General features: G+C 62.7%; 22 protein-coding genes. 14 read left to right on the top strand and 8 right to left on the bottom strand.

The annotated features are described in order from the left end of the window. The first annotated feature begins 11 nt into the window (after nucleotides 1-11). Nucleotides 12-1346, top strand: a complete 1335-nt coding sequence (locus CQ041_RS15940; RefSeq protein WP_105523393.1) for a DEAD/DEAH box helicase — start codon at nucleotides 12-14, stop codon at nucleotides 1344-1346. 69 nt (nucleotides 1347-1415) lie between these two features. Here the strand turns inward: CQ041_RS15940 and CQ041_RS15935 are convergent, their stop codons facing one another. After that, a complete protein-coding gene (locus tag CQ041_RS15935; protein ID WP_105523392.1) occupies nucleotides 1416-2642 on the bottom strand; it encodes a TIGR03862 family flavoprotein in 1227 nt (408 codons plus the stop codon). Between the two features lie 171 nt (nucleotides 2643-2813). Then, nucleotides 2814-3734, bottom strand: a complete 921-nt coding sequence (locus tag CQ041_RS15930) for a histone deacetylase (RefSeq protein WP_105523391.1) — start codon at nucleotides 3732-3734, stop codon at nucleotides 2814-2816. Nucleotides 3735-3810: 76 nt separating this feature from the next. Here CQ041_RS15930 and CQ041_RS15925 point away from each other — a divergent pair, with 76 nt between their 5' ends. The 3 genes from CQ041_RS15925 to CQ041_RS15915 are packed head-to-tail and all read left to right on the top strand — an operon-like array spanning nucleotide 3811 to nucleotide 5872. Then, the gene (locus CQ041_RS15925) at nucleotides 3811-4380 is read left to right on the top strand and encodes a GNAT family N-acetyltransferase (RefSeq protein ID WP_105523390.1); all 570 of its coding nucleotides are present in this window, start codon (nucleotides 3811-3813) and stop codon (nucleotides 4378-4380) included. 38 nt (nucleotides 4381-4418) lie between these two features. After that, a complete protein-coding gene (gene tesB / locus CQ041_RS15920) occupies nucleotides 4419-5288 on the top strand; it encodes an acyl-CoA thioesterase II (RefSeq protein ID WP_105523389.1) in 870 nt (289 codons plus the stop codon). Beyond that, nucleotides 5285-5872 carry an HAD family hydrolase gene (locus tag CQ041_RS15915; protein ID WP_105523388.1) on the top strand — a complete coding sequence of 196 codons (588 nt, stop codon included), beginning with the start codon at nucleotides 5285-5287 and terminating at the stop codon, nucleotides 5870-5872. Before tesB ends, CQ041_RS15915 begins: the two co-directional genes overlap by 4 nt. A gap of 71 nt (nucleotides 5873-5943) precedes the next feature. Here CQ041_RS15915 and CQ041_RS15910 read toward each other — a convergent pair whose 3' ends face one another. Genes CQ041_RS15910 through CQ041_RS15900 form a run of 3 tightly spaced genes read right to left on the bottom strand, consistent with a single transcriptional unit; the run spans nucleotide 5944 to nucleotide 8238 of the window. After that, nucleotides 5944-6897, bottom strand: coding sequence for a hypothetical protein (locus CQ041_RS15910; RefSeq protein WP_105523387.1), 954 nt, complete (start codon nucleotides 6895-6897; stop codon nucleotides 5944-5946). Continuing rightward, on the bottom strand, nucleotides 6898-7779 hold the full coding sequence (locus CQ041_RS15905) for a neutral zinc metallopeptidase (protein WP_105523386.1): 882 nt from the start codon (nucleotides 7777-7779) through the stop codon (nucleotides 6898-6900). Nucleotides 7780-7821: 42 nt separating this feature from the next. Beyond that, nucleotides 7822-8238, bottom strand: coding sequence for a membrane lipoprotein lipid attachment site-containing protein (locus tag CQ041_RS15900; RefSeq protein ID WP_105523385.1), 417 nt, complete (start codon nucleotides 8236-8238; stop codon nucleotides 7822-7824). Nucleotides 8239-8408: 170 nt separating this feature from the next. Between CQ041_RS15900 and CQ041_RS15895 the strand changes: the two genes are divergently transcribed. Further along, nucleotides 8409-9287 carry a DMT family transporter gene (locus CQ041_RS15895; protein WP_105523384.1) on the top strand — a complete coding sequence of 293 codons (879 nt, stop codon included), beginning with the start codon at nucleotides 8409-8411 and terminating at the stop codon, nucleotides 9285-9287. A 1-nt stretch (nucleotide 9288) separates the two neighbouring features. On the opposite strand, the gene CQ041_RS15890 is transcribed toward CQ041_RS15895, so the two are convergent. Continuing rightward, nucleotides 9289-10623 (bottom strand): MFS transporter, encoded by a 1335-nt coding sequence (locus CQ041_RS15890; RefSeq protein WP_105523383.1) that lies wholly within the window; start codon nucleotides 10621-10623, stop codon nucleotides 9289-9291. A gap of 211 nt (nucleotides 10624-10834) precedes the next feature. On the opposite strand from CQ041_RS15890, the gene quiC reads away from it, so the two are divergent. Both quiC and CQ041_RS15880 read left to right on the top strand, forming a co-directional pair. Beyond that, on the top strand, nucleotides 10835-12736 hold the full coding sequence (quiC, locus tag CQ041_RS15885; protein ID WP_105523382.1) for a 3-dehydroshikimate dehydratase QuiC: 1902 nt from the start codon (nucleotides 10835-10837) through the stop codon (nucleotides 12734-12736). 77 nt (nucleotides 12737-12813) lie between these two features. Continuing rightward, a complete protein-coding gene (locus CQ041_RS15880; protein ID WP_105523506.1) occupies nucleotides 12814-13455 on the top strand; it encodes a TetR/AcrR family transcriptional regulator in 642 nt (213 codons plus the stop codon). A 77-nt stretch (nucleotides 13456-13532) separates the two neighbouring features. Here the strand turns inward: CQ041_RS15880 and CQ041_RS15875 are convergent, their stop codons facing one another. Together CQ041_RS15875 and aroQ are read right to left on the bottom strand one after the other, a co-directional pair. Beyond that, nucleotides 13533-14381, bottom strand: coding sequence for a shikimate dehydrogenase (locus CQ041_RS15875; RefSeq protein ID WP_105523381.1), 849 nt, complete (start codon nucleotides 14379-14381; stop codon nucleotides 13533-13535). Further along, nucleotides 14378-14827, bottom strand: coding sequence for a type II 3-dehydroquinate dehydratase (gene aroQ / locus CQ041_RS15870; RefSeq protein ID WP_105523380.1), 450 nt, complete (start codon nucleotides 14825-14827; stop codon nucleotides 14378-14380). The genes CQ041_RS15875 and aroQ overlap by 4 nt, the downstream gene beginning before the upstream one ends. A 194-nt stretch (nucleotides 14828-15021) precedes the next feature. On the opposite strand from aroQ, the gene CQ041_RS15865 reads away from it, so the two are divergent. The 7 genes from CQ041_RS15865 (at nucleotide 15022) to CQ041_RS15835 (ending at nucleotide 24772) form a co-directional block, all read left to right on the top strand. Beyond that, nucleotides 15022-15543: an RNA polymerase sigma factor gene (locus tag CQ041_RS15865; protein ID WP_105523379.1), complete on the top strand. Its 522-nt coding sequence runs from the start codon at nucleotides 15022-15024 to the stop codon at nucleotides 15541-15543. Nucleotides 15544-15606: 63 nt separating this feature from the next. Next, on the top strand, nucleotides 15607-16605 hold the full coding sequence (locus CQ041_RS15860; protein ID WP_105523378.1) for a FecR family protein: 999 nt from the start codon (nucleotides 15607-15609) through the stop codon (nucleotides 16603-16605). A 149-nt stretch (nucleotides 16606-16754) separates the two neighbouring features. Next, nucleotides 16755-19505, top strand: coding sequence for a TonB-dependent receptor (locus CQ041_RS15855; protein ID WP_105523377.1), 2751 nt, complete (start codon nucleotides 16755-16757; stop codon nucleotides 19503-19505). A 103-nt stretch (nucleotides 19506-19608) separates the two neighbouring features. Further along, nucleotides 19609-20232, top strand: coding sequence for a heme acquisition protein HasA (locus tag CQ041_RS15850; protein WP_105523376.1), 624 nt, complete (start codon nucleotides 19609-19611; stop codon nucleotides 20230-20232). A 174-nt stretch (nucleotides 20233-20406) separates the two neighbouring features. After that, nucleotides 20407-22143, top strand: a complete 1737-nt coding sequence (locus CQ041_RS15845; protein WP_105523375.1) for a type I secretion system permease/ATPase — start codon at nucleotides 20407-20409, stop codon at nucleotides 22141-22143. Further along, complete coding sequence (locus CQ041_RS15840) at nucleotides 22140-23459, top strand: HlyD family type I secretion periplasmic adaptor subunit (RefSeq protein ID WP_105523374.1); 1320 nt, start codon at nucleotides 22140-22142, stop codon at nucleotides 23457-23459. Before CQ041_RS15845 ends, CQ041_RS15840 begins: the two co-directional genes overlap by 4 nt. Next, a complete protein-coding gene (locus CQ041_RS15835; RefSeq protein WP_105523373.1) occupies nucleotides 23456-24772 on the top strand; it encodes a TolC family outer membrane protein in 1317 nt (438 codons plus the stop codon). The genes CQ041_RS15840 and CQ041_RS15835 overlap by 4 nt, the downstream gene beginning before the upstream one ends. Nucleotides 24773-24830: the final 58 nt, after the last annotated feature.

Here is a 24830-nt window from a genome sequence, read left to right as displayed (position 1 = left end):
ACGGTAAACACATGACTTTCGCCTCCCTTGGCCTGATCGAACCCTTGCAGCGCGCCCTTGAGACGCTTGGCTACCAGACCCCGACGCCGGTGCAGGCGCAAGCCATTCCGGCGGTGCTGGCCGGTCGTGACCTGATGGCTGCGGCCCAGACCGGCACCGGCAAGACTGCCGGTTTCGCATTGCCACTGCTGCAATTGCTGACGATGGAAGGGCCGAAAGTCGCCGCCAACTCGGCGCGCGCGCTGATCCTGTGCCCCACCCGTGAACTGGCCGAGCAGGTGCACGCCAGCGTTGCCGAGTACGCGCAAAACCTGCCGCTGACCACGTATGCGGTGTATGGCGGCGTGAGCATCAACCCGCAAATGATGAAGCTGCGCAAAGGTGTGGATATCCTGGTCGCCACGCCGGGCCGGCTGATCGACCTGTTCCGCCAGAACGCGCTGAAACTTAACCAGTTGCAAACCCTGGTGCTGGACGAAGCCGACCGCATGCTCGACCTGGGCTTTTCCGAAGAGCTGGCGAACATCTACCGCATGCTGCCGAAAAAGCGCCAGACCTTGTTGTTCTCCGCGACCTTCTCCGATGACATCCGCCTGCTGGCCGGGCAGATGCTCAACGACCCGCTGAGCATCGAAGTCAGCCCGCGCAACGTCGCTGCCAACACCGTCAAGCAGTGGATCGTGCCGGTGGACAAGAAGCGCAAGCCGGAACTGTTTGTGCACCTGATGCGCAAAGGCCGCTGGAAGCAGGTGCTGGTGTTCGCCAAGACCCGCAACGGCGTGGATGCGCTGGTGGACAAGCTGCAGGGCCTGGGCATCAATGCCGATGGTATTCACGGCGACAAACCTCAAGCCACGCGCCAACGCGCGCTGGACCGCTTCAAATCCAGCGATGTGCAAATTCTGGTCGCTACCGACGTGGCCGCCCGTGGCCTGGACATCGAGGACCTGCCGCTGGTGGTCAACTTCGACCTGCCGATCGTGGCCGAGGACTACATCCACCGTATCGGCCGGACCGGCCGTGCGGGCAACACCGGTGAGGCGATCTCCCTGGTGTGTGCCGATGAAGTGAACATGCTGTCGGCCATCGAGATGCTCACGCGTCAGACCTTGGCTCGCCATATGGAACAGGATTTCGAGCCGGAGCACCGTGTGCCGGACACCGATGCCAGCGGGCAGGTGGTGAAGAAGCCGAAAAAACCGAAAAAGCCTAAGGCGTCCGGCGGTGGCGGTAAGCGCAACCTGGGCAAGTGGGTGGACAGCGGGGACGTTGCACCGGCAGAGCCTTCGATCAAACCGGTGCGCAAGGTGCCGGTGTTTAATACCGGGCCGCGCAAGAAGAAGTGATTTTGTGGTGTGGCTGATGGCCTCATCGGGGGCTTGCCCCCGATGGCTGCCTTGAATCCAACAACGATCTCAGCCCTTAAGCCACTCCAACATCCCCCGCCCAGCCGCCCGTCCGCTGGCAAAACACCCGGTCAGCAGGTAGCCCCCCGTCGGCGCCTCCCAGTCCAACATCTCCCCCGCACAGAAAACGCCCGGCAGTTGCTTGAGCATCAAGCGCTCATCCAGCGCCTCGAACGGCACGCCGCCCGCGGTGCTGATTGCTTCGTCCATCGGTCGGGTCTTCACGAGTGTCAACGGCAGCGCCTTGATATCCACCGCCAACTGCGCCGGATCGTTGAAGTGATCCGCGGGTGCCAATTCGCGCAACAGCGCGGCCTTTACGCCGTCCAATCCCAATTGGCTGTGCAGATGTTTGCTCATCGAGCGCGAGCCACGTGGCTTGGCGAGGGCGGCGTGGACCTTGTCCACAGGCTTGCTCGGCAACAGGTCGATATGCACGGTGGCCGAACCGTCACGGTTGATCGTTTCGCGGATCGGCGCCGACAGGGCATAGATCAAACTGCCTTCGATACCGGTGGCGGTAATCACGCATTCGCCCAGGCGGGGTTTGTCATCGCCCAAACCGATGGCGACGTTTTTCAGCGGCGCGCCCGCGAATTTGCTGACCATCAATGCGCTCCAGGCTGACACCTCGAAACCGCAATTGCTCGGTTGCAGCGGGGCGTAAGGCACGCCTTGGTCTTCCAGCAGCTTGAGCCAGGCGCCGTCGGAACCCAGGCGCGACCAACTGCCGCCGCCGAGGGCCAGCAGCGTTGCATCGCTGTGCACGGATGTTTCGCCGTCCGGGCTGTGGATAAGTAAATCGCGTTGCGCATTCCAGCCGACCCAGCGATGGCGGGTGTGGATAACCACGCCCTGATCCCGCAAGCGCTTGAGCCAGGCGCGCAGCAACGGGGCGGCCTTCATGTCGGTAGGAAACACCCGGCCTGAGGTGCCGACAAAGGTTTCGATCCCCAGCCCGTGTATCCATTCGCACAAGGCTTCGGCGCCAAAACCGCGCAGCAGCGGCGCCAGGTGCGGTGCGCGTTCGGCGTAGCGCGAGAGGAACGCCGGGTACGCTTCGGAATGGGTGATGTTCATGCCGCCCACGCCCGCCAGCAGGAATTTGCGCCCCACTGAAGGCATCCCGTCGTACAGGTCCACGCGCACGCCCGCCTGGCTCAGGACTTCGGCGGCCATCAGCCCGGCTGGGCCGCCGCCGATGATGGTGACGTGTGGGGGAGTGGTCTGGGGCATGGCAAGGACTACGGTCGGTTAAACAGGTCGAGCATTCTACCCGACGATCGCGCAAACGCCTGATCAAAAACTGTACAGCTTCCTACAAGCCATGCAGATATTGGCTCTCCGACGCTTACGCTCAAGTTATCCACAGGCGGTTCCACAGGCATTGTGGGTAACGCCCAGCATTCAATGACAACCTGATGACGACCACACCCTTTGCGCACTGTGATGCAGGATGCCGTGGCGGCGGGCCAGGGCCGGGCGGTCTTTGCTGTAGCCGCCGCCGATCACGCCCATTACCGGGATATCGCGGCCCAGGCAGTGACGCATCACGCTTTCGTCGCGGGCAGCCACACCCTGGTCGGTCAGCTTGAGGTAACCGAGGGCGTCGTCCTTGTGCACATCGACGCCGGCGTCGTACAGCACCAAGTCCGGCTGATAGAGCGGCAACAGGTAGTTGAGCGCGTCGTCCACCACCTTGAGGTAGTCGGCGTCGCCCATGCCCATCGGTAGCGGAATGTCCCAATCGCTCTGGGCCTTGCGCGCGGGGAAGTTTTTTTCGCAGTGCAGCGACACGGTGATGGCATCCGGGGTGTCGTGGAGGATGCGCGCGGTGCCGTCACCTTGGTGCACGTCGCAGTCGAAGATCAGCACGCGGTTGACCCGGCCGCTGGCCAGCAGGTAATGGCTGATCACCGCCAGGTCGTTGAAGATGCAGAAGCCCGCCGGGTAATCGTAGTGGGCATGGTGGGTGCCGCCGGCCAGATGACAGGCCAGGCCGTGCTCGAGGGCCTGTTCGGCGGCGAGGATCGAGCCGCCCACCGCGCGCACGGTGCGTCGGGCCAGGGCTTCGTTCCACGGCAGGCCGAGGCGGCGCTGGTCTTCGCGGGACAATTCGCCGCCCATGTAGCGTTCGATGTAGCCGGGGTCGTGGGCTAGGGCCAGGATCTCCGGCGGGCACAGCTGCGGGCGCAGCAGTTGGCTGTCCTCGGTCAGCCCGCTGGACACCAAGTGGTCACGCAACAGGCGGAACTTGTCCATGGGAAACCGGTGCTCCGCCGGGAACGCCGGACTGTAGTCGTCGTGGTAGATCAGTGGCAAAGGCATGGGATTTTCTGACGGGAACCTGCGACGGATCTTACCAGCGCTGTACACTCACGCACATGCCAAGGGGAGGGGACCCATGGAGCCGATACTCGAACTGGAAAGTGCACGCCTGATACTGCGCCAATGGCGCGACACTGACCTGCCGGAATTTGCGCGCATGTGCGCGGATCCGCAGGTGATGCGCTATTTCCCGGCCAAATTGAGCCACCTGGAAAGCGCTGCCATGATTGGCCGCATTCGCGGGCACTTTGCCGAATACGGCTTTGGCCTGTGGGCGTTGCAACGCAAGGACAGCGGTGAGTTCATCGGCCTGACCGGGTTGCAGCATGTCAGCTTCGAGGCCGACTTCACCCCGGCGGTGGAAATCGGCTGGCGCCTGGCCCGTGAACATTGGGGCCTGGGGTACGCCAGTGAGGCGGCGTGGACCGCGCTTCGCTGCGGTTTCGACCGCGTGCAACGGGATGAAATCGTCGCCTTCACCACCGAAGCCAACATGCCCTCACAAAAAGTCATGCAGGCCATCGGCATGCATTACGATCCCCAGGCAGATTTTGCACGCCCCAAGGTCGCAGCCGATGACCCGCTGCGCCATCATGTGCTGTACCGCATCACCCGTGCCCAATGGTTGGACACGCTGCATGGATGAGCAGTCCGGAATGCCCCATAGATTGTAGGAGTTGCTCAATGAGCCAAGTTTTGGAAGATCTGGTGGACTTGCTGACCCTGGAGCCGATCGAGGAAAACCTCTTTCGCGGCCGCAGCCAGGACCTGGGTTTTCGCCAATTGTTCGGCGGCCAGGTGCTCGGCCAGTCGCTGTCGGCTGCCAGCCAGACCGTAGAAGACGCGCGCCACGTGCATTCGCTGCACGGGTACTTCCTGCGCCCCGGCGACGCGGCTTTGCCGGTGGTGTATTCGGTGGACCGCGTGCGCGACGGCGGCAGCTTCAGCACGCGCCGTGTCACTGCGATCCAGAAGGGCCACCCGATTTTTACCTGCACCACGTCGTTCCAGTACGACGAAGAGGGCTTCGATCACCAGAGCACCATGCCCGTGGTGGTCGGTCCGGAAAACCTGCCGTCGGAGCTGGAGCTGACCAAACAGCGCGCGCACCTGATCCCCGAGCACATGCGCGACAAGTTGCTGTGCCCCAAGCCCATCGAAGTGCGCCCGGTCACCGAAAAAGACCCGTTCAACCCGCAGCCGTCCGACCCGGTCAAGTACGTATGGTTTCGTGCCGACGGTGCCTTGGCCGACACGCCTGCGCTGCACAAATACCTGCTGGCCTACGCCTCTGACTTTGGCTTGCTGACCACCTCGCTGCTGCCCCATGGCAAGACGGTGTGGCAGAAAGACATGCAGGTCGCCAGCCTCGACCACGCGCTGTGGTTCCACGCCGACCTGCGTGCCGACGACTGGCTGCTGTACGCCATGGACAGCCCATGGGCCGGCAATTCCCGTGGGTTTTCCCGTGGCAGCGTGTACAACCGCGCCGGCCAACTGGTGGCCTCGGTGACCCAGGAAGGCTTGATCCGCCATCGCAAGGACTGGGCATGAGCCTGAACGAGGTCAAGCATTGGGTGTTCGACATGGACGGCACCCTCACGGTGGCTGTGCACGACTTTGCGGCGATTCGCGAGGCGCTGGAGATTCCGCCGGAGGATGACATCCTCACCCACCTGGCGGCGTTGCCGGCGCAGGTGGCGGCGGCCAAGCATGCGTGGTTGCTGGAACACGAGCGTGAGTTGGCGCTGGGGTCGGTCGCTGCTGAAGGCGCGGTGGAACTGGTGCGCGAACTGGCCGCCCGGGGTTATCGCCTGGGCATCCTGACCCGCAATGCGCGGGAGCTGGCGCACATCACCCTGCAGGCAATCGGCCTGGCGGACTGCTTTGCCGTCGAGGACGTATTGGGGCGTGATGATGCTCAACCCAAGCCGGATCCGGATGGGTTGTTGAAGCTCGCAGCGGCGTGGGCTGTGGCGCCGAGCGAGATGGTGATGGTGGGGGATTACCGCTTTGACCTGGACTGCGGACGTGCGGCCGGGACGCGCACGGTGTTGGTCAACCTGCCGGAGAACCCGTGGCCGGAGTTGGCGGATTGGCATGCAGCAGACTGCGCGGTTCTGCGCCGGATGATCTGACCTGAACAATGAAGATCAACAGTGGAAGCTGGCAAGCCAGCGCCCACATGTTGATTGGATTTCTTCATTCACTACTCTGGGAACAACACCTTCTGCCCCTGCGGCGACGTAAACATCCCATCCCCGTTATGCCCCACCCCCGGCACCTCCACCAACTGATGCCGCAACTGCGGATGGCGTTGCTTGAGGTAGTCAAAATAGTGGTGCCCGCGAATCAACCGATACGCGCCCTGGGTCTCGGCTTCACAGCCTTTATCCAGCGCGTGGTGGTTCGGGTCGATGTCTTGTTGGCCGAGCAGGTAAGTCACGTCGCGGGACACATAGGCCTGCTCCAGCTGCGCCGGGCTCCGGCCCTTGGCGTAGGCGGTCAGGTTGTCCAGGCCATATTTCCAGTCGTTGAAGCCAGGGCATGTGGCCGCGTCGAACTGCACCGGGCGTTGCGCGGTGAGGTACGCATAGGACGATGGATTAGCCACCACATAGCGCAGGGCGATGCCTTCGGTTTGCAGTTTCGGATGGTCGTGGCTCGTGAGGGCAAACCGCTGCACCACTTGGCCACCGCCGGAATGCCCGGCCACCACGATCTCTTTCAGCGCCGGGAATAACCGGCGGTTGCCCAAGTGCTTGATGATCTGGTCGAGCGCGCCGTAGGAGCTGACGTGGCCCGGGCCGGTGGAGGGCTCGCCGGCCATCCAGCCATTGTCGGTCCAGCGCAGCAACTGGTCGTCCACGTGCTCGTGGCGTGCATCCGCCTCGATCAGAAAGCGCGGCGCGATCACCAGGGTGCTGGCGCCTTGACCTGCATTTTCGGCAGCTTTTTCGCCGCTTTCCAAGTAGGTCTGCGCATCGCGCAGGCGGCCATGCACGATGATCAACGCGCGTGTGACCCGGGGCAGCGGCTGGCGCCAATCCTGGCTCAAACCGAGGCTGAGATCGCCGGCTGTCAGGGGGAACCGATCGAGGCCGGCGCCCCAGGTTGAACAACTGACCAACAGACCCAGCAGCACCCCCCATCGTTTAAACATTTACAGGCTCTTGGCGGCGAACGTATCGCATTGGGTGATCTGGCCCTGGGCGAAGCCGGTCTTGAACCAGCGCACGCGCTGTGCCGAGGTGCCGTGGGTGAACGAGTCCGGCACAACGCGGCCTTGGCCCTGTTGCTGCAAGCGGTCGTCGCCGATGGCGTTGGCGGCGTTGAGGGCTTCTTCGATATCCCCCGGTTCCAGCCAGTTCAGGCGTTTTTGCGCACGGTAGGCCCACACGCCGGCGAAGCAGTCGGCTTGCAGCTCCTGGCGCACCAGTAAACCGCCATCACCTTGCATCTGCCGGCCCTGCTGGCGCGCGGCCTGGATTTTGGAGGAGATGCCCAGCAGCGTCTGCACATGGTGGCCGACCTCATGGGCGATCACATAGGCCTGGGCGAAGTCGCCGGCCGCCTGGAAGCGTTGGGACATTTCGCGGAAGAAATCCAGGTCGAGGTAGACCTGTTGGTCCGCCGGGCAATAGAACGGGCCGCTCGCCGAGGTGGCGCCCCCGCAGGCAGAATTCACCCGGCCTCGGAACAGGATCAGCTTGGGGTTCTGATAGGCCAGGCCGTTTTCCTTGAACACCTGGGCCCAAGTGTCTTCAGTATCGCCGAGCACTGCGCGGACAAAATCTGCCTGCTCGTCGTTGGCCGGCGGCGCCTGGCGCGTCTGGGGGCTGACCGACGGTGCCTGTTCCATCTGGCCGGTGAGCTGGCCGAGGATCTGCAACGGGTCCTGGCCGGTGATCCAGCCGATGCCGACGATCAGCAAAATCGCTCCCAGGCTCAGGCCCTTGCCGCCACCAAAGCGCATGCCGCCGCCGCCACTGTTATCGCGGGCATCCACCACGTTGTCGCTGCGTCGGCCTTTTTTCCATAGCATGGGGGCAATCCTCTGTGTGCTAACCGTGGTTGATTATGGTCGTTATTTACGGCAATAGCCTTCGCCAGTCGCAACAATCAGGCAGTCGGTTTTGTCCGCCAGCCATTTCAACCCCGTGGCCGCACCGTCACCGGCGCGCAGCAATTGCGGGCCGTCCGGGCGGTTGAAGGCGATGCCGTCTTCGGCCGCCTCACCTTTGAAGGTGCCCGAGTCGTCGGCGTCGAGGCCGTATTGCATGGTGAGGATGTAATGCCCACGGCCCACGGCGTCGTCCTTGGCGATGGTCAGGTTCAGGCCCTCGACCCCAATCCACTTGCCGACCCACTGGTCGGTGGGCGGTGTTTCGGGTACCAGGGTCGCTTGCACGGAGGCGGGCGCTGGCTTGGGAGTGTCCTTGGCTTCCTGGTTGCAGGCAGTGAGCAGGGCAACGGCGGACAGGATAAACAGTATTTTCTTCATAGCGGCAGGCCTTGGTTGGCGGTTCAAACGTGGGAGGTTTGACCGGGTTCCCGTGATTTAGTGCGCTGTTCGCACGGTGTTTGGTTATGCTTTGAGGGCAGACGCAGGCCCGGCTGCTAGATTACCCGGTTGAATACCTTCTCGTTCAGCCCGCCCAGCAAGAGAACTCAATGACCGTCAGCACCCCCCTCTCCGGCGTCAACCATCCCTTCAAAGGCATACTGCTGATTGTCGTGGCGACGTTCCTGTTTTCCAGCCACGACGCCCTGTCCAAATACCTGGCCGGCTTCTACCCGATCGTGATGGTGGTGTGGGCGCGCTACCTGGTACACACCTTGTTGATGGCCGGGATTTTCCTGCCGCAGTCGGGCTTGCGCGTACTGCGCAGCAAGCGCCCGGGCATGCAGGTGGTGCGGGCCTTGTGCCTGTTGGGCACGAGTCTGTTCTTTACGGCGGCGCTGCATTACATCCCGCTGGCGGAAGCCACGGCGGTGAACTTCCTCGCGCCGATCCTGGTGACGGCACTGTCGGTGCCATTGCTGGGCGAGCACGTCACACGTGGCCAATGGCTGGCGGTGATCTGCGGGTTCGTCGGCGTGCTGATCATCATCCATCCCGGCGGCGAACTGTTCACCCCGGCGGTGCTGCTGCCGCTGTGCTCGGCGCTGTTCTTCTGCTTCTACCAACTGCTCACGCGCATCCTCAGTCAATACGACACACCCACCACCAGCAACTTCTTCGCGGGCCTGTGCAATACCCTGGTGATGAGCGCGATGGTGCCGTTCTTCTGGCAGGTCCCGACGCTGTGGCACGGCGTGCTGATGTTGGCGCTGGGCACATGTGGGATGACTGCGCACCTGCTGCTGACCCAGGCGTTCCGCTTCGCGGCGCCGGCCTTGCTGGCGCCGTTTGGCTATTGCCAGATCGTGTTTGCGGGGCTGTTGGGCTGGCTGGTGTTCAACCACACCCCCGACGTGACCACGGCGGTCGGCATCGGGGTGATCTGCATGAGCGGGCTGGCCGCTGCCTGGCAGCAGCGGCGCCGCTAGCTCAGACCTCTACGGTAGGAATCTTGCGCGGGGCCATGAAGTACATCCAGGTCAGCGCAATGAAGTACATCGCCGGGATCAGGGTGAACAGCACGGTGTAGTTGTTGTTGGTCACGGTGAGGATGTGGCCGACGATCTGGGTCATGAACATGCCACCGATGGCTGCGCACATGCCGCCGAAGCCGAACACCGTGCTCATCATGTGCTTGGGTGTGTAGTCCATCACCAGGCTCCAGATGTTGGCGGTCCAGGCCTGGTGTGCGCCAATCGCCAGGGAGATGGCAAACACCGCGACCCACAGCTGGCTGGAACCGGCCGCCATGACCACGCCGACGATGCAGCAGGCGAACAACAGCATCGACAGCAACCGCGCCTTGATCGAGTTCATGCCACGGCCGATCAGGAACGACGACAGGATCCCGCCCCCCACGCTGCCGAAGTCGGCCGTCAGGTAGATGATGATCAGCGGGATACCCATCTGCGTCACGTTGATGCCCAGGTTGTATTGCTGGTTCAGGAACGGCGGCAGCCAATACAGGTAAAACCAGAACACCGGCGCGGTCATCGAGTAGGCGAGGGCGAAGGCCCAAGTGCCGCGCATGCGCAGGATGCGGCTGAACGGTACGCGCGGTTGTTCCGGTTCGACTTCCTGTTGCACGTAGTCCAATTCGGATTGTTTGACGGTAGGGTGATCTTCCGGGTTGTAATACTTCAAACCCCAGAACACCAGCCAGATCAAACCCAGCGCCGCCATGCACAGGAACGCCGCTTGCCAGCCCCAGACGTGCAGGATCAACGGCAACAGCATTGGCGTCATCATCGCGCCGACGTTGGTGCCAGCGTTGAAGATACCGGTGGCGACCGCGCGTTCACCGGCGGGGAACCACAACCGCGTGGTCTTGACGCAAGCGGGGTAGTTGGCGGCTTCGGTGAGCCCGAGGATAAAGCGGCAGACCATAAAGCCCATTGCCGAGGTGGCCAGGCCGTGGGCGCCGGTGGCCAGGCTCCACAGCAGGACGGCGCAGAAGAACACGCGCTTCACGCCCACGCGGTCGATCAAGCGGCCTTGCAGCACAAAACCGATGGCGTAACCCACCTGGAACCAGAAGTTGATGTTGGCGTAGTCCATCGCCGTCCAGCTCATTTCCTTGGCCAGGATCGGTTGCATCACGCCCAGGGCGGCGCGGTCGATGTAGTTCAGGGTGGTGGCGAAAAACACCAGGGCCAGCATGCCCCAGCGGGTTTTGCCCACGGCCAGGGCACCACGGATCTTGTCGCCGATGCCGGCGTGCGGGGTGCCGGGGGGCGTGGCCAGGGCGGAGTTTTGCAGAGGCATGAGGTCGTACCCGTTTTTTGAAATTTTTATGGTGTGTTCTGGGTCTGTTACGGAATCGATGGTGCGCAGTGGCTAAAAAATCGTCAATTCGGTAAACGGGCATAGTGTTCGATAATCGCACCAAAAACTAACTGCTTCGTACATTTTAATTGCTGTGTGTAGGCGGGCGGCGAATAATTTGGTGCAAACAATAATTGCCGGGAGTCGCCCCATGCAACGTTCCATTGCCACCGTTTCCTTGAGCGGCACCCTGCCGGAAAAACTCGAAGCCATTGCGGCCGCCGGGTTTGATGGCGTAGAGATCTTCGAAAACGACCTGTTGTATTACGACGGCAGCCCCCGGGAAGTCAGGCAGATGTGCGCCGACCTCGGCATCGCCATCACCTTGTTCCAGCCGTTTCGCGACTTTGAAGGCTGCCGCCGCGATCGCCTGGCGCGCAACCTGGAGCGCGCCGAACGCAAGTTCGACCTGATGCAGGAGCTGGGCACCGACCTCGTATTGGTGTGCAGCAACGCAGCGGCCGACTCGGTCGGTGACGAGCGCATCCTGCTCGATGACCTCAGCCTGCTGGCCGAGCACGCCGGCCGCCGTGGCCTGCGCATCGGCTATGAAGCGCTGGCCTGGGGCAAGCACGTGAACACCTGGCAGCAGGTGTGGAACCTGGTTCGCCAGGTCGACCACCCGGCCCTCGGCGTGTTGCTCGACAGCTTCCACACCCTGTCCCTCAAAGGCGACCCGAGCGGCATCGCGCAGATCCCCGGCGACAAGATCTTCTTTGTGCAAATGGCCGACGCGCCGATCCTGGCCATGGACGTGCTGGAGTGGAGTCGGCATTTCCGCTGCTTCCCCGGCCAGGGCGAGTTCGACCTGGCGGGGTTCCTCGCGCCGATCATCCAGAGTGGCTACACCGGGCCATTGTCCCTGGAGATTTTCAACGATGGTTTCCGCGCCGCACCGACCCGCGCGAATGCGGCGGACGGTTTGCGCTCGTTGCTGTACCTGGAGGAGAAAACCCGCGAGCGCCTGCAACAGCAAGCACCGGCGCAACCGGTGGAGATCCTGTTCGATACACCGGCCGCCAGCGAATACGACGGCATCGAGTTCCTCGAGTTCGCCGTGGACGAAAGCCTCGGCGCCAAGCTGACCCTCTGGCTGGAACGCCTGGGGTTCGTCAAGGCCGGCCAGCACCGCTCCAAGAGCGTGAGCCTGTTGCGCCAGGGCGACATCAACCTGATCCTCAATTGCGAACCCTATTCCTTCGCACACAACTTCTTCGAAGCCCACGGGCCGTCGCTGTGTGCCACGGCTATTCGGGTGAAGGACAGCGCCAAGGCCCTGGAGCGGGCGGTGGCCTACAAGGGCCAGCCGTATCGCGGCCTGGTCGGGCCGAACGAGCTGGAGCTGGCGGCCGTGCGTGCGCCGGACGGCAGCCTGATTTACCTGGTGGACCCTAGCGAAGGCACGCTGTACGACACTGATTTCAACCTGCAACCGGGGTCTGCTTCCAGCGGCGGCCTGCTGCGCATCGATCACATGGCGATGGCCTTGCCTGCCGACAGCCTCGACAGTTGGGTGCTGTTCTACAAGAGCTTGCTGGACTTCGAAGCCGATGACGAAGTGGTCTTGCCCGACCCTTACGGCCTGGTGAAAAGCCGCGCGTTGCGCAGCCGCTGCAGCTCGATCCGCCTGCCGCTGAACATTTCCGAGAACCGCAACACCGCGATTTCCCACGCGCTGTCGAGCTATCGCGGCTCGGGCGTGCACCACATTGCCTTCGACTGCGCGGACATTTTCGCCGAGGTGCGTCGCGCCAAAGAGGCCGGCGTGCCGCTGCTGGATATCCCGCTCAACTATTACGACGACCTGGCGGCACGCTTCGATTTCGACGACGAATTCCTCAGCGAGCTCGCGTATTACAACGTGCTGTACGACCGTGATGCCCAGGGCGGCGAGCTGTTTCACGTGTACACCGAGCCGTTCGAAGGGCGGTTCTTCTTCGAGATCATCCAGCGCAAGAATGGCTATGCCGGCTACGGCGCGGCCAACGTGGCAGTGCGGTTGGCGGCGATGGCCAAGTCCCGCAGCGGTGCGGTGCGCCAGGCACGGTTATAAGCGTGGCCGGGGTGCTTCCTTCGGGAAGCATCGCGGCCCATAATCAGCGCCTGCACAACACTGGCCGTGAGCGCACCATGACCTCCGAGGCACCCCGCAAGAGTCGTAAGAACAATCCGGAAAAGACCCGCGAAAACATCCTCCAGGAAGCCGTGGTCGAGTTTGTCCAGCAGGGCCTGTCCGGCGCGCGCGTGGATGCGATCGCCGAGCGTATCCACACCTCCAAGCGCATGATCTATTACTACTTCGGCAGCAAGGAACAGCTGTACGTCGAGGTGCTGGAAAAGCTCTACGGTGACATCCGCAACACCGAAACCCGGATGAACCTCACCGCCCTGGAACCGCGTGAAGCGATCCGCCGGCTGGTGGAATTCACCTTTGATCACCACGACCAGAACGTGGACTTCGTGCGCATTGTCAGCATCGAAAATATTCACAATGCCGAATACGTGAAGCGCACTGAAACCATCAAGGCCATGAACAGCAAGATCCTTGAAGGGCTGGGGGAAACCCTGCGCCGTGGTGCTGAACTGGGCCAGTTCCGGGAAGGGCTGGAGCCCTTGGACGTGCACCTGCTGATCAACTCGTTCAGCTTTTACCGGGTGTCCAACCGCCATACCTTCAGTGAGATTTTTCAGATCGACCTGTCGGATGAGGTAGTCAAACAGCGGCATCGGGACATGATTTGTGAATCGGTGATGCGTTACCTGCAGGCCTGAAGTCTCAGGCTGGAATGCATTCAAAATGTGGGAGGTGGCTTGCCCGCTCCCACATTTGGATTTTTATTCCAACCTAGTCAGGTATTCATGCTTTGGAAATGCGCCAGCATCCTATTGGCATCCGGCACTTCCCCACTGAACAGCTCAAACGCCTTCACCGCCTGAAACACCGCCATGTTGCCGCCATCCAGGGTACGGCAACCCAGGGCGCGGGCGTTGCGCAGCAGTTCGGTTTCCAGTGGGAAGTAGACGATTTCCGCCACCCACAATTGAGGGCGCAGCAACGCGGGTGGAACGGGCGTGCCCGGCAACTTGGCCATGCCCATCGGCGTGGTGTTCACCAAGCCATCCGCCTCGGCCATGCCATTTTCCAGGTCGCCGCCCACCTGCGCACGACCGGTGCCGAAGCGCTGCGCCAAGTTATCCACAAGCTCGCGGGCGCGGCTTGGGTCTACGTCGAAAATACACAACTGTTCAACACCTTCGGCCAGCAGCGCATGGGCGACTGCCGCCCCGGCGCCGCCCGCGCCCATCTGCACGACGCGCTGGCGAGCCACATCATTGAGATTGCGCCGAAACCCTTCGGCAAAACCCAGGCAGTCGGTGTTGTGGCCGATACGTTTACCGTCCTTGAACACCACGGTATTGACGGCACCAATGCCCCGGGCCTCGTCGGATAATTCATCCAGCAACGGCAGGATGGCCTGCTTGCACGGGTAGGTAATGTTCAGCCCGGTGAAGTGCATCTGCTGCGCAGCCTGCAGCAGGTCGGGCAGGGCGTTGACGTCCAGGTGCAAGGGCTCCAGGTCGATCAGTCGATACAGGTAGCGCAGGCCTTGGGCGTCACCTTCCTGTTCATGCAGCGCCGGCGTGCGGGACGCCTGGATGCCGGCGCCGATCAGGCCGGCAAGGATGCGCGGTTTCATCGGGCCGTCCCTTTCAGCAGGTGGCTGAAATGTTCCAGTGCAAGGTGATAACCATGGCTGCCAAACCCGGCCAGCACGGCCTTGGCGATGGGCGACACGAACGAGTGGTGACGGAATGCTTCGCGGGCATGCACGTTAGATAAATGCACCTCGATCACCGGCACTTCACTGGCCACCAGTGCGTCGCGAATGGCCACCGAGGTATGGGTCCAGGCCGCCGGGTTGATCACGATGCCGGCGCAGCGCGCGCGGGCGGCGTGGATCCAGTCCAGCAGTTCACCTTCGTGGTTGGTCTGGCGAAATTCGATCTTCAGCCCCAGCTGTTCGGCACTGCGACCGCACAGGGCCGCGACGTCGGCCAGGGTTTCGTGACCGTAGGTGGCGGGCTCACGGGTGCCGAGCAGGTTGAGGTTGGGGCCGTTGAGCACCAGCACGATAGGCAGCATAGGAGGGTCTCCGCAATTCTTGTTAGTTGTGGGGCTAAAATGTACTGAACGGTTAATTTGGTCAATGGGCGGAAGAAGATGCGTTCGATTACCGAACGCTTCTCCAGAAGAGATCGGATTAGATATCAATTGAAAATCATTCTCGACAACGCTTAAGATGCCCGCCTGTTTCCATCACATTCCAGGGAGTCGGTTTGTCGGACGTGGATCTCAAAGGCCTGTTTCTCAAGCACGCCGATACCCTGCGCGGGTATCTGGCCCGCAAGGTACGGGACCCGCAGTTGGCCGCAGACCTGGTGCAGGAGAGCTTCTTGCGCCTGGCGGAAAAACCGGCCGGCGAACGCATCGACAACTCCCAGGGCTATCTGTATCGAACGGCAAGCAATCTGCTGATCGACCATATTCGCCAGGAAGCGCGGCGCAAGACAGACTCCGTGCCCCATGAGGCGCTGGCCGAGATCGAAGATGAAGTGGCCGGGTTGGAGGCTCAGGCAATGGCGCAGCAACAGCGACAGGCATTGAAGCAGGCACTGGCGGAATTGCCGGAACGCACCCAGCAGATTTTCCGTTTGAACCGTATCGAAGGCATGACCCACGCCCAGGTCGCCCGGCACCTGGACATTTCTGACAGTTCCGTGCAAAAGCATCTGGCCAAGGCGCTGGCGTATGTGATGCAACGCTTGCAGGAAGGCGAGGCGGAACCCGGCGACGAATGAATTACCGAAAATCGCCAGGTCAGACGTCACAGCGTTATATAACGAAAAATTCGAGATTCACACGTGAATAGCCAGGGTCCGCAACAGCACAGCATTACCGAGGCGGCCGCCGACTGGGCGGTGCGCCTGCACGCCGGTGCCCTGAGCGATCAGGAGCAGGCCGAGCTGCGGCATTGGATCGCCCGCGACAGCCGTCATGAAGGGGCTTTGCGCTTTGCCGAGCAGACCTGGGCGGCCTTGGGCGAGGTGCACCGGGATGAGCCGGCGCACCGCCAGCGCCCGGTGGCGGCTTCGTTGCCCGTGCGCCGGTCCGCGCGCAGACGGCGGTGGCAGCGCGTGGCCGCGGTGGCGTTGGTCGTGGTGGTGGCGGGGATTGGCTGGGTGCGTGGGCCGCAGGCGTTATTGCGCATGCAGGCTGACTATGTCACGGCGAAGGGCGAAATTCGTACCGTTGAACTGGCCGACGGCAGCAAGGTGGAGTTGGATTCCGCCAGTGCCATCCGCGTGGAGTACGACGGCGTGCAGCGGCGCATCAGCTTGCTGCAAGGCTCGGCGGTGTTTGACGTGGCGCCCAGGGTGGGCCAGGAAAGCCGGCCGTTCGTGGTGCAGAGCGCCGGCGGGCAGACCCGGGCGCTGGGTACGCGGTTTGTGGTGGAGCGCGAGGACGACAGCCAGGCCTGGGTCGGCGTGCTGGAGCATAGCGTCGCCGTTTCCCTGCAAGCACCGCCGAAAAGAGGTGCGGCCGACAGGGTGGTCAAGGAAGGCCAGGCGGCGCGCTACAGTGCCCACGACGGCGTGTTGCCGCTGGATCAGTTCGATGTGGACCGCGCCACCAGTTGGCGGCGTGGCGTGTTGATCTTTGATCGCCAGCCTCTGGCCAAAGTGATCGAGCAGCTCAACCGCTATCGTCCCGGGCGCGTGGTGTTGACCGATGCCGGGCTGGGCGAGCGTGAGGTCAGCGGCGTATTCCGCCTCGACATGCTCGACACCGCCCTCGGCACGCTGACTCAGGAACTCCAGGTGCAACGCCTGGACCTGGCGGGCCTCAGCCTGATCTATTGATGAGCCGGTGGGAGGCCTTCTCCCACCCGCAAAAACCCTTTTCCGAAAAAACTTTCAAAAAGTCTTACTGACTTCCTGCGCGTCGGGCGTCTTGCTAGGTGAGAAGCATTCGCATAAACAAAAACGACCAGCGCAGGGAAGCACGAGACATGTCAGCACTCACCAAGGGGCGTATCACCGGCAGCCGGTTGGCCCTGGCCATCCACCTGGGCCTGTTCGCCGCCACGGCTCCCGTGTATGCGGCACAACCCCAGGCCGGTACCGCCCAGCCCGCCGTGCTGACATTTGATATTCCTGCGCAAGCCCTGGGCAGCGCCGTGCTGGCGTTCGCCGACCAGGCCGGCCTGCAAGTGCTGTTCGACAGCCAGCGCCTGCAAGGCCTGAGCAGCACCGCGCTCAAGGGCAGCTTCAGTGTGCAGGAAGGCCTGGGGCGCTTGCTCGGTGCCGCGCCGGTGGAATACCGCTTCACCAGCGAGCGCCAGGTCACGCTCAACCGTGTCAGCGATGAACACGACGGCGCGATGACCGTGGGCACCACCACTATCACGGGCAATACCAACGGACAGGCCAGCGATTGGGTGTATCAGACCCCAAAGTCGGTGGCGGTGATCAGCCGTGACATGATCGACAAACGCCCGCCCCGTCACGCCGCCGACATGCTTGAAGAGACCGCTGGCGTCTACACCGCCGTCAACCAGCGCGACCCCGGGCTCTCGGTAAACATCCGCGGTGTGCAGGACTATGGGCGCGTCAACATGAACATCGACGGCATGCGCCAGAACTTCAACGTCAATGGTCACCAGCAGCGCAACGGCACCATGATGATCGACCCGGAGTTCATCTCCAGCATTCAGATCGACAAGGGCAGCCAGTCAGGGCAGGGCGGCGCGGCGGTGTTGGGCGGGATTGCCTCGTTCAAGACTCTGGAGGCCAGTGAGTTTCTCAAGGATGGCAAGCAATACGGCGGGCGCCTGCGCGCCGGCAGCGGCATTGGTGAGTTGGGCAACGGCACCAACTTCAATGGCAGCGGCGTGTTCGTCTTTGGCGATGAGCGTGGCGACGTGCTGCTGGGCTATAGCGAACGGCATTTTGGCGACTACCGCGCCGGTACCCACAATGACCATAAATTGGGCACCAACCTGCGCGCCCGCAAGTCCATGCCCGGCGCGTTCGATGATTGGTTGAACAGCGAAGTCGGTGACATGGGCAGCGTCACCCGCTCGCAGATCGTCAAGCTGGGCCTCAACCTGCCTGATGATCAGCGTGTGCAATTGAGCTACCTGGAAAGCGACAGCGACAGCAACGATGCCTGGGCCTATACCAGCGGCGATGAACAAAGCGTCTACTACCAGCGTGTCAGCAAGAACAACCTCAACGCCAAGAACGTTGCGTTGGACTACAGCTACACGCCGGATAACGCGCTGATCGACTTCAAGGCCAAGCTGTATTTCGTCACCACCCAACTGGACCGCAAGAACTCACCGAACGGTGCATCGCTCACCAGCGGCAACTACGTCGGCACCTACACCGACCACTTCCAGACCGATACCTGGGGCCTGCAGGGCGACAACACCTCGCGTTTTGATTTTGGCGAGTGGGGGCATGTGAGTTGGAACTATGGCCTGGAGATGTACCAGGACGAGTTCAAGCCACGCACCAACAAGGTCGAAGCCGTCAACAGCCTGGGCCTGTTGCCCTATGCCGAAGGTGGCACGCCGGGCGGCAAGCGCACCATCGCCAGCCTGTTCAACAACGTGCAATATGAATACGGCGACTGGCTGACCCTGGATGGCGGCCTGCGATACGACCGTTATCGCCTGGAAGGCGAAACCGGCATGACCCTCTACCGGCGTGATCGTTTCTACAGCAGCCTGGTGGGTGCCAAGCGCGTCTCCGAGGTGATCGACATCGACCGTGAGGAAGGCAAGTTTTCGCCTACCTTCGGCATCGCCATCAAGCCCGGCGTGGACTGGCTGCAACTGTACACGCGCTGGGGCAAGGGCTGGCGCCCGCCGGCCGTCACCGAAACGTTCATGACCGGTCGCCCCCATGGTGGCAACTCGGCAGAGCGCGTGTTCCCCAACCCTTACCTCAAGCCTGAGGAGTCCAAGGACTGGGAAATGGGTGTGAATGTGTTCAAGGAAGGGCTGGTGTTCGGTGGCGACCGCCTGGGTATGAAGGTGGCTTACTTTGATACCAGGATTGAAAACTTCTCGTTCCTCAACACCAGCGTCAGCCTGCCGGAAACCACCGCGGGTGGCTTTCTGGGCAACATGGCCTACGTCAACAACCTCAACACCACGCGTTTTCGCGGCCTGGAGTACCAGCTCAACTACGACATGGGGCGTGCTTACGCCAACCTCAGCTACACCCACATGATCGGTAGCAATGAGTTCTGTTCGAAGAACTATTACCTGGGCGGCGCCAAGAAAAACGGGCCGAGCACATCACGTATCGAGACCTTTACCCGGCCAGACGGCACCACCGGGATTCGGTTCGTGACGAGCTATGAAGTGCTGGACGATAACGTCGCCAACAACAAGGAAAGCTGTGGCCGGATCATGGGCAACGCCACGTACATGCCGGCCGACCGTGGCTCGCTGACCTTGGGCGCGCGCTTTCTCGACAAGCGCCTGGATACCGGTGTGCGAGTGCGCTACAGCGCGGGCAATGGCGAGAACCTCAACGAGCAGGGGTATGAATTCATCGACCAGGCGCTCTGGCCTCAATACACCCTCTATGACTTGTACGCCAGTTACTGGGTGACCGACCAGTTGAACATCGCGCTGGCGCTGGAAAACGCCACCGACGAAGCCTATTTCGTCGCCATGGGCGATGCCAACAACCTCAGCCTGGCCCGCGGCCGGACATTGAGCGGGATGTTGGAATACAAATTCTGATCCACGTACATCGGTACGCGATCAACGGTTTTACCCAAGGGTGGGTAAAAAAGTGCGCCACCTGTGCGTGCTCATCAATAGCGTTGTTTAACGAGGTTTAGTGATGACTATTTCTGTTAGCTACGATTCTGGCCTGGGCTCTTTCTCTGTCGCGCAGTACCTGAGCGCTTGGGCGACTGGCTTTGCCACCGCCGGCCACGGCTCCAGCAACACCGGCGGATTCAGCAATGGCTCGCTCAGCGGCGACCAGTACGCGACCCACGGCGCCAACGGTTCGGACTACGCATTCATCGCTGACAGTGACACCAGCAATGGCCTGCACTATGTGTTCAACCCTTTGCTGGCGGCCAGCGACAACAAGAACCACTTCCTGTGGGGCGAGCTGGATAACGTTGAACTGGGCACTGGCCTGGGCGGCGGTGGCGGCAGCGACTTCAGCCTCACCGACTTCAAGGTTGCCTTCAATGGCCTCGACCTGAGCGCTGCTTCGGATGCCGGCCGCGTCGGTAACGAAGTTCAGGGTGTGATCTACGGCCTGATGCAGGGCAACACCGCTGCGCTGGCGACCGTCCTCACTGAACTGCTGGGCGAAATCGGCGAAGACCTCAACAGCTCCTTCGACGACATCGCGGCTGCCGTCGCCAGCCACGCGGCGTCCACAGCCACCACCGACGTTGCACTGGTGGGTGTGCAAGACGTGTCGCAGGACTGGGCAATCGCTGCCTGACACCCTGGCTGCATGAAAAAAGCGAATGGAAGATCGCTCTCCCATTCGCCGTGTCACACCGCCGTCGCCCAAGCCTTCTAATTCTTCGGGCGGCGGCGGTGCCGAATTCTGCGCAGCGTCGTATCGCCTGTCAACGCGGCGACGCTGCGCGCTCAACCCTTCGAGATTCCCCGCATGCGCCACGCCGGCAACGAAACCCTGGCCGCCCTCACGGCCTATAAAAGTGGCTTCTTCAACATTGGCCTGTTCTCGGCAGTGATCAACCTGCTGATGCTGGCCCCGGCGCTTTACATGCTGCAGGTGTACGACCGAGTGCTCGCGTCGGGCAATCAGATGACCCTGCTGATGCTGACGCTGATGATCCTCGGCCTGTTCGGCCTGATGGGCGCATTGGAGTGGGTGCGCAGCCAGGTGGTGATCCGCCTCGGCACGCAAATGGACATGCGTTTGAACCAGCGGGTCTACGACGCCGCGTTCGAAGCGCAACTCAAGGGCGGCACCCAGACGGCCGGCCAGGCGCTGCATGACTTGACCACCTTGCGCCAGTTCGCAACGGGCCAGGCGTTATTCGCGTTTTTCGATGCGCCGTGGTTTCCGGTGTACCTGCTGGTGATCTTTCTGTTCCACCCGTGGCTGGGTCTGTTGGCGTTGAGCGGCGCGGTGATATTGATCGCGCTGGCGTGGATCAACCACCGCGTCAGCCAGGCGCCGATGGCGCTGGCCAGCCAGCTGTCCATCGCCGCCAGCCAGCAGGCCACCAGCCACCTGCGCAATGCCGACACCATCGAGGCCATGGGCATGCTCGCCACGCTGCGTGCGCGCTGGTTCGGCCAGCACCAGGCGTTCCTCGCCCAGCAAAACCTGGCCAGCGAAAAGACTGCCGCCGTGACCGCCTGGTCCAAGGGCGTTCGCCTGGCCTTGCAATCGTTGGTGCTGGGGCTCGGCGCCCTGCTGGCGGTGCAGGGAGATATCACCCCGGGGATGATGATTGCCGGTTCGATCTTGATGGGCCGGGTGCTGACGCCCATCGACCAACTGATCGGCGTGTGGAAACAGTGGGGCTCGGCGCGCCTGGCTTACGAGCGTTTGTCGCAATTGCTCGACGCGAACCCGGCCCGCGCGGCACACATGAGCCTGCCGGCGCCCAAGGGCCAATTAAGCATCGAGCACGTCAGCGCCTGCGCTCCCGGCAGTCGCCGGCCCGCGCTGGCCAACCTGGCATTTACGCTGCCAGCGGGGGACGTGCTGGGGGTGATCGGCCCGTCGGGCTGCGGTAAATCCACCCTGGCCCGGGTGCTGGTGGGTGCCTGGGCGCCGCTGACCGGCAAGGTGCGGCTGGACGGTGCCGACTTGGTCCAGTGGGACAAACGCCAACTGGGTCCGCACATCGGCTACCTGCCCCAGGACATTCAAATGTTCGCCGGCAGCATCGCCGAAAATATCGCGCGGTTTGCCGAGGTGGACGCTGACAAGGTCCTGGCGGCCGCACAAATGGCCGGTGTACATGACTTGATCCTGCAACTGCCCCACGGCTACGACACCCCGCTGGGCGAGGGCGGTGCCGGTTTGTCCGGGGGGCAAAAGCAGCGCGTCGCCCTGGCCCGTGCACTCTACGGCCTGCCGGCGCTGATCGTGCTTGACGAGCCCAATTCCAACCTCGACGAAGTGGGCGAGCAGGCCTTGCTCCAAGCCATCACTCAGCTCAAGCAGCAGCGCCGGACCGTGATCCTGATCACCCACAAAGCCAACGTGCTGAGCCTGACCGATCAACTGCTGATCCTCAAGGACGGCCAGTTGCAAGCCTTCGGCCCCACTGCGCGGGTGTTGGAGGCGCGGCAGAAGCCTGCCACCGCCAAACCCGTGTCGACCCTGAGCATGAGTTACCGCCTCGGTGAAGGAAAACAGGCATGAGCAAACCGGTACTGGTCAGCGACACGCCCAACAACGTGCTGGCGCTGGATGACAAGAAATATTCGCGCCTGGGGTGGCTGCTGGTGCTCGGCGGCTTTGCCGGGTTCCTCGGCTGGGCGGCGCTGGCGCCGTTGGACAAGGGCGTGGCGGTGTCGGGCAAAGTCATGGTCTCGGGCCATCGCAAGACCGTGCAGCACCCTGCCGGGGGCATTGTCGAGCGGATCGAGGTACGGGACGGTGAGGTGGTCAAGGCCGGTCAGATACTGCTGCGCTTGAAGGAAACGCCGTTGCGGGGCCAGATGCAGTCCCTGCGCAGCCAGTACCTCGCGTCCCTCGCCAGCGAAGCGCGCTTGCGTGCGGAAAGCGAAGGGCTGTCGGCTATCACTTTCGGGTCCGAACTGCTCGACGACCCGGAGGCGGCCGCCACCCTGAACCTGCAACGGCAGCTGTTCGCCAGCCGTGCACAGTCCCTGGCCACCGAGCAACAGGGCCTGCGCGAAACCATCGCCGGGGCGGAGGCGCAGGTGCGTGGCACGCGCGACTCCCAAGCCAGCAAGCTGCAGCAACGCGCTGCCCTGAACGAGCAATTGCAGGGCCTGCGGGAGCTGGCGCGTGACGGCTACATCCCGCGCAATCGCCTGCTCGACAGTGAGCGCCTGTATTCACAGATCAACGGCAGCATCGCCGAGGATTACGGCCGCATCGGCCAGTTGCAACGCCAGGTGCTGGAGCTGCGCCTGCGCATCCGTCAGCTCGGCGAGGATTTCCAGAAAGACCTGCGCGGCCAATTGGCCGAGACCCGCACTCGCAGCGATGACCTGCGTAATCGCCTGGCCTCGGCCGAGTTCGAGTTGGCCAACAGCCTCGTGCGTGCGCCGGCGTCCGGCGTCGTGGTGGGCTTGGAGGTGTACACCGAAGGCGGTGTGATCAAACCCGGCCAGGCGCTGATGGACATCGTGCCCCAAGGCGAGCCGCTGCTGGTGGAAGCACGGGTGCCGGTGCAGATGGTCGACAAGGTGCACCCAGGCCTGCCGGTGGAGCTGATTTTCTCGGCGTTCAACCAGGCCACCACCCCGAGGGTGGCCGGTGAGGTGTCACTGGTGTCCGCCGACCGGCAGGTCGATGAGCGTACCGACGAGCCGTATTACACCGTGCGTGCCCAGGTCAGCGAGGCCGGCATGCAACAACTGGACGGCGCACAGATCCGCCCGGGCATGCCGGTGGAAACCTTCATCAAGACTGGCGAGCGCTCGATGCTCAACTACCTGTTCAAACCCTTGCTGGATCGTACCCACATGGCCCTGGTGGAAGAATGAAGGCGCTGCTGCTGACCCTGTTGTTGAGCACCGTCCCGACGGCTCAAGCCCTGGGCTTGCTGGACGCCTACGACCTGGCCCTGCGCAATGATCCGACCTTTCAGGCAGCGATCCAGGAACGCGAGGCTGGCGAGGAAAATCGCGTGATCGGCCGCGCGGCGCTGCTGCCTACGCTGTCGTGGAACTACAACAATTCGCGCAACGAATCCGAAGTGACGGCGGGCGATGTCAGCACTGATCGCGACTACCGCAGTTACGCCTCGACCCTGACCTTGCAGCAGCCGCTGCTGGATTACGAAGCCTACGCACGCTTTCGCCAAGGCACGGCCCAGGCACTGATGGCCGATGAACGTTTTCGCGGCAAGAGCCAGGAACTGGCGGTGCGTGTACTCAGTGCCTACAGCCAGGCGTTGCTGGCCCAGGAGCGCATCGAACTGAGCCGCGCGCAGAAACGCGCTTTTGTCGAGCGCCTGCACCTCAATGACCGGCTGCTCAAAGGCGGCGAGGGCACACGCACCGATGTGCTGGAAACCCAGGCGCGCCTGAGCCTGGCCCAGGCCGAGGAAATCGAAGCGCTGGATGCCCAGGACAGCGCCTTGCGTGAACTGGAAGCCATTGTCGGTCAGCCGCTGCAGATCGAAGCGCTGGCGCCGCTGACCCGCGCGTTCACTATTGCGCCGTTGGAGCCCAGCCGCTTCGATACTTGGCGCGAAATGGCGATGGCCAACAACCCGGAGCTCAAGTCCCAGCACCACGCCCTGGACGTGGCGTCCTATGAAGTGGAACGCAAGCGCGCCGGGCATCTGCCCAAGGTCAGCCTGTACGCCAGCAGTCGCCAGACCCAATCGGAATCCGAAAGTACCTACAACCAGAAGTACGACACCAACAGCGTCGGCATCCAGGTCAGCCTGCCGCTGTTTGCAGGAGGGTCGGTGTCGGCGTCCACGCGCCAGGCGGCGAACCAACTGTCTCAGGCCCAATATGAACTGGATGCCCACACCTCCGCCACCCTGGTGGAGTTGCGCAAGCAGTTCAACCTCAACACCAGCGGTGCAGCGAAAGTGCGTGCCTATGAGATGGCCGTGAGCGCTGCCACGGCGCTGGTGGATGCGACCAAAAAGAGCGTCACGGGCGGTGAGCGGGTCAACCTCGATGTGCTCGACGCCGAACAACAACTCTTCACCGCCCGCCGCGACCTGGCAGGTGCTCGGCATGCTTACCTGCTGGCGAGGATTCAGCTGAAATATTACGCGGGGTTACTGAACGAACAGGACTTGCGGGCCTTGGCGGGGTATTTCCAACCCTCGGCATGAGCGGTTACAACCCGGCATTCGCCGGGTTTTTTATGCTTACTAATCTGTGAAACAGCTT

The organism is Pseudomonas sp. MYb60 (assembly GCF_002979555.1).
GTDB lineage: Bacteria > Pseudomonadota > Gammaproteobacteria > Pseudomonadales > Pseudomonadaceae > Aquipseudomonas.
This window is presented reverse-complemented; position numbering and strand designations above follow the sequence as displayed.

Bases quoted from the DNA above. Each gene is read 5' to 3' on its own strand.
- CQ041_RS15940 (WP_105523393.1), top strand. From the start codon at position 12: ATGACTTTCGCCTCCCTTGGCCTGATCGAACCCTTGCAGCGCGCCCTT.
- CQ041_RS15935 (WP_105523392.1), bottom strand. From the start codon at position 2,642: ATGCCCCAGACCACTCCCCCACACGTCACCATCATCGGCGGCGGCCCA.
- CQ041_RS15930 (WP_105523391.1), bottom strand. From the start codon at position 3,734: ATGCCTTTGCCACTGATCTACCACGACGACTACAGTCCGGCGTTCCCG.
- CQ041_RS15925 (WP_105523390.1), top strand. From the start codon at position 3,811: ATGGAGCCGATACTCGAACTGGAAAGTGCACGCCTGATACTGCGCCAA.
- tesB (WP_105523389.1), top strand. From the start codon at position 4,419: ATGAGCCAAGTTTTGGAAGATCTGGTGGACTTGCTGACCCTGGAGCCG.
- CQ041_RS15915 (WP_105523388.1), top strand. From the start codon at position 5,285: ATGAGCCTGAACGAGGTCAAGCATTGGGTGTTCGACATGGACGGCACC.
- CQ041_RS15910 (WP_105523387.1), bottom strand. From the start codon at position 6,897: ATGTTTAAACGATGGGGGGTGCTGCTGGGTCTGTTGGTCAGTTGTTCA.
- CQ041_RS15905 (WP_105523386.1), bottom strand. From the start codon at position 7,779: ATGCTATGGAAAAAAGGCCGACGCAGCGACAACGTGGTGGATGCCCGC.
- CQ041_RS15900 (WP_105523385.1), bottom strand. From the start codon at position 8,238: ATGAAGAAAATACTGTTTATCCTGTCCGCCGTTGCCCTGCTCACTGCC.
- CQ041_RS15895 (WP_105523384.1), top strand. From the start codon at position 8,409: ATGACCGTCAGCACCCCCCTCTCCGGCGTCAACCATCCCTTCAAAGGC.
- CQ041_RS15890 (WP_105523383.1), bottom strand. From the start codon at position 10,623: ATGCCTCTGCAAAACTCCGCCCTGGCCACGCCCCCCGGCACCCCGCAC.
- quiC (WP_105523382.1), top strand. From the start codon at position 10,835: ATGCAACGTTCCATTGCCACCGTTTCCTTGAGCGGCACCCTGCCGGAA.
- CQ041_RS15880 (WP_105523506.1), top strand. From the start codon at position 12,814: ATGACCTCCGAGGCACCCCGCAAGAGTCGTAAGAACAATCCGGAAAAG.
- CQ041_RS15875 (WP_105523381.1), bottom strand. From the start codon at position 14,381: ATGAAACCGCGCATCCTTGCCGGCCTGATCGGCGCCGGCATCCAGGCG.
- aroQ (WP_105523380.1), bottom strand. From the start codon at position 14,827: ATGCTGCCTATCGTGCTGGTGCTCAACGGCCCCAACCTCAACCTGCTC.
- CQ041_RS15855 (WP_105523377.1), top strand. From the start codon at position 16,755: ATGTCAGCACTCACCAAGGGGCGTATCACCGGCAGCCGGTTGGCCCTG.
- CQ041_RS15850 (WP_105523376.1), top strand. From the start codon at position 19,609: ATGACTATTTCTGTTAGCTACGATTCTGGCCTGGGCTCTTTCTCTGTC.
- CQ041_RS15845 (WP_105523375.1), top strand. From the start codon at position 20,407: ATGCGCCACGCCGGCAACGAAACCCTGGCCGCCCTCACGGCCTATAAA.
- CQ041_RS15840 (WP_105523374.1), top strand. From the start codon at position 22,140: ATGAGCAAACCGGTACTGGTCAGCGACACGCCCAACAACGTGCTGGCG.
- CQ041_RS15835 (WP_105523373.1), top strand. From the start codon at position 23,456: ATGAAGGCGCTGCTGCTGACCCTGTTGTTGAGCACCGTCCCGACGGCT.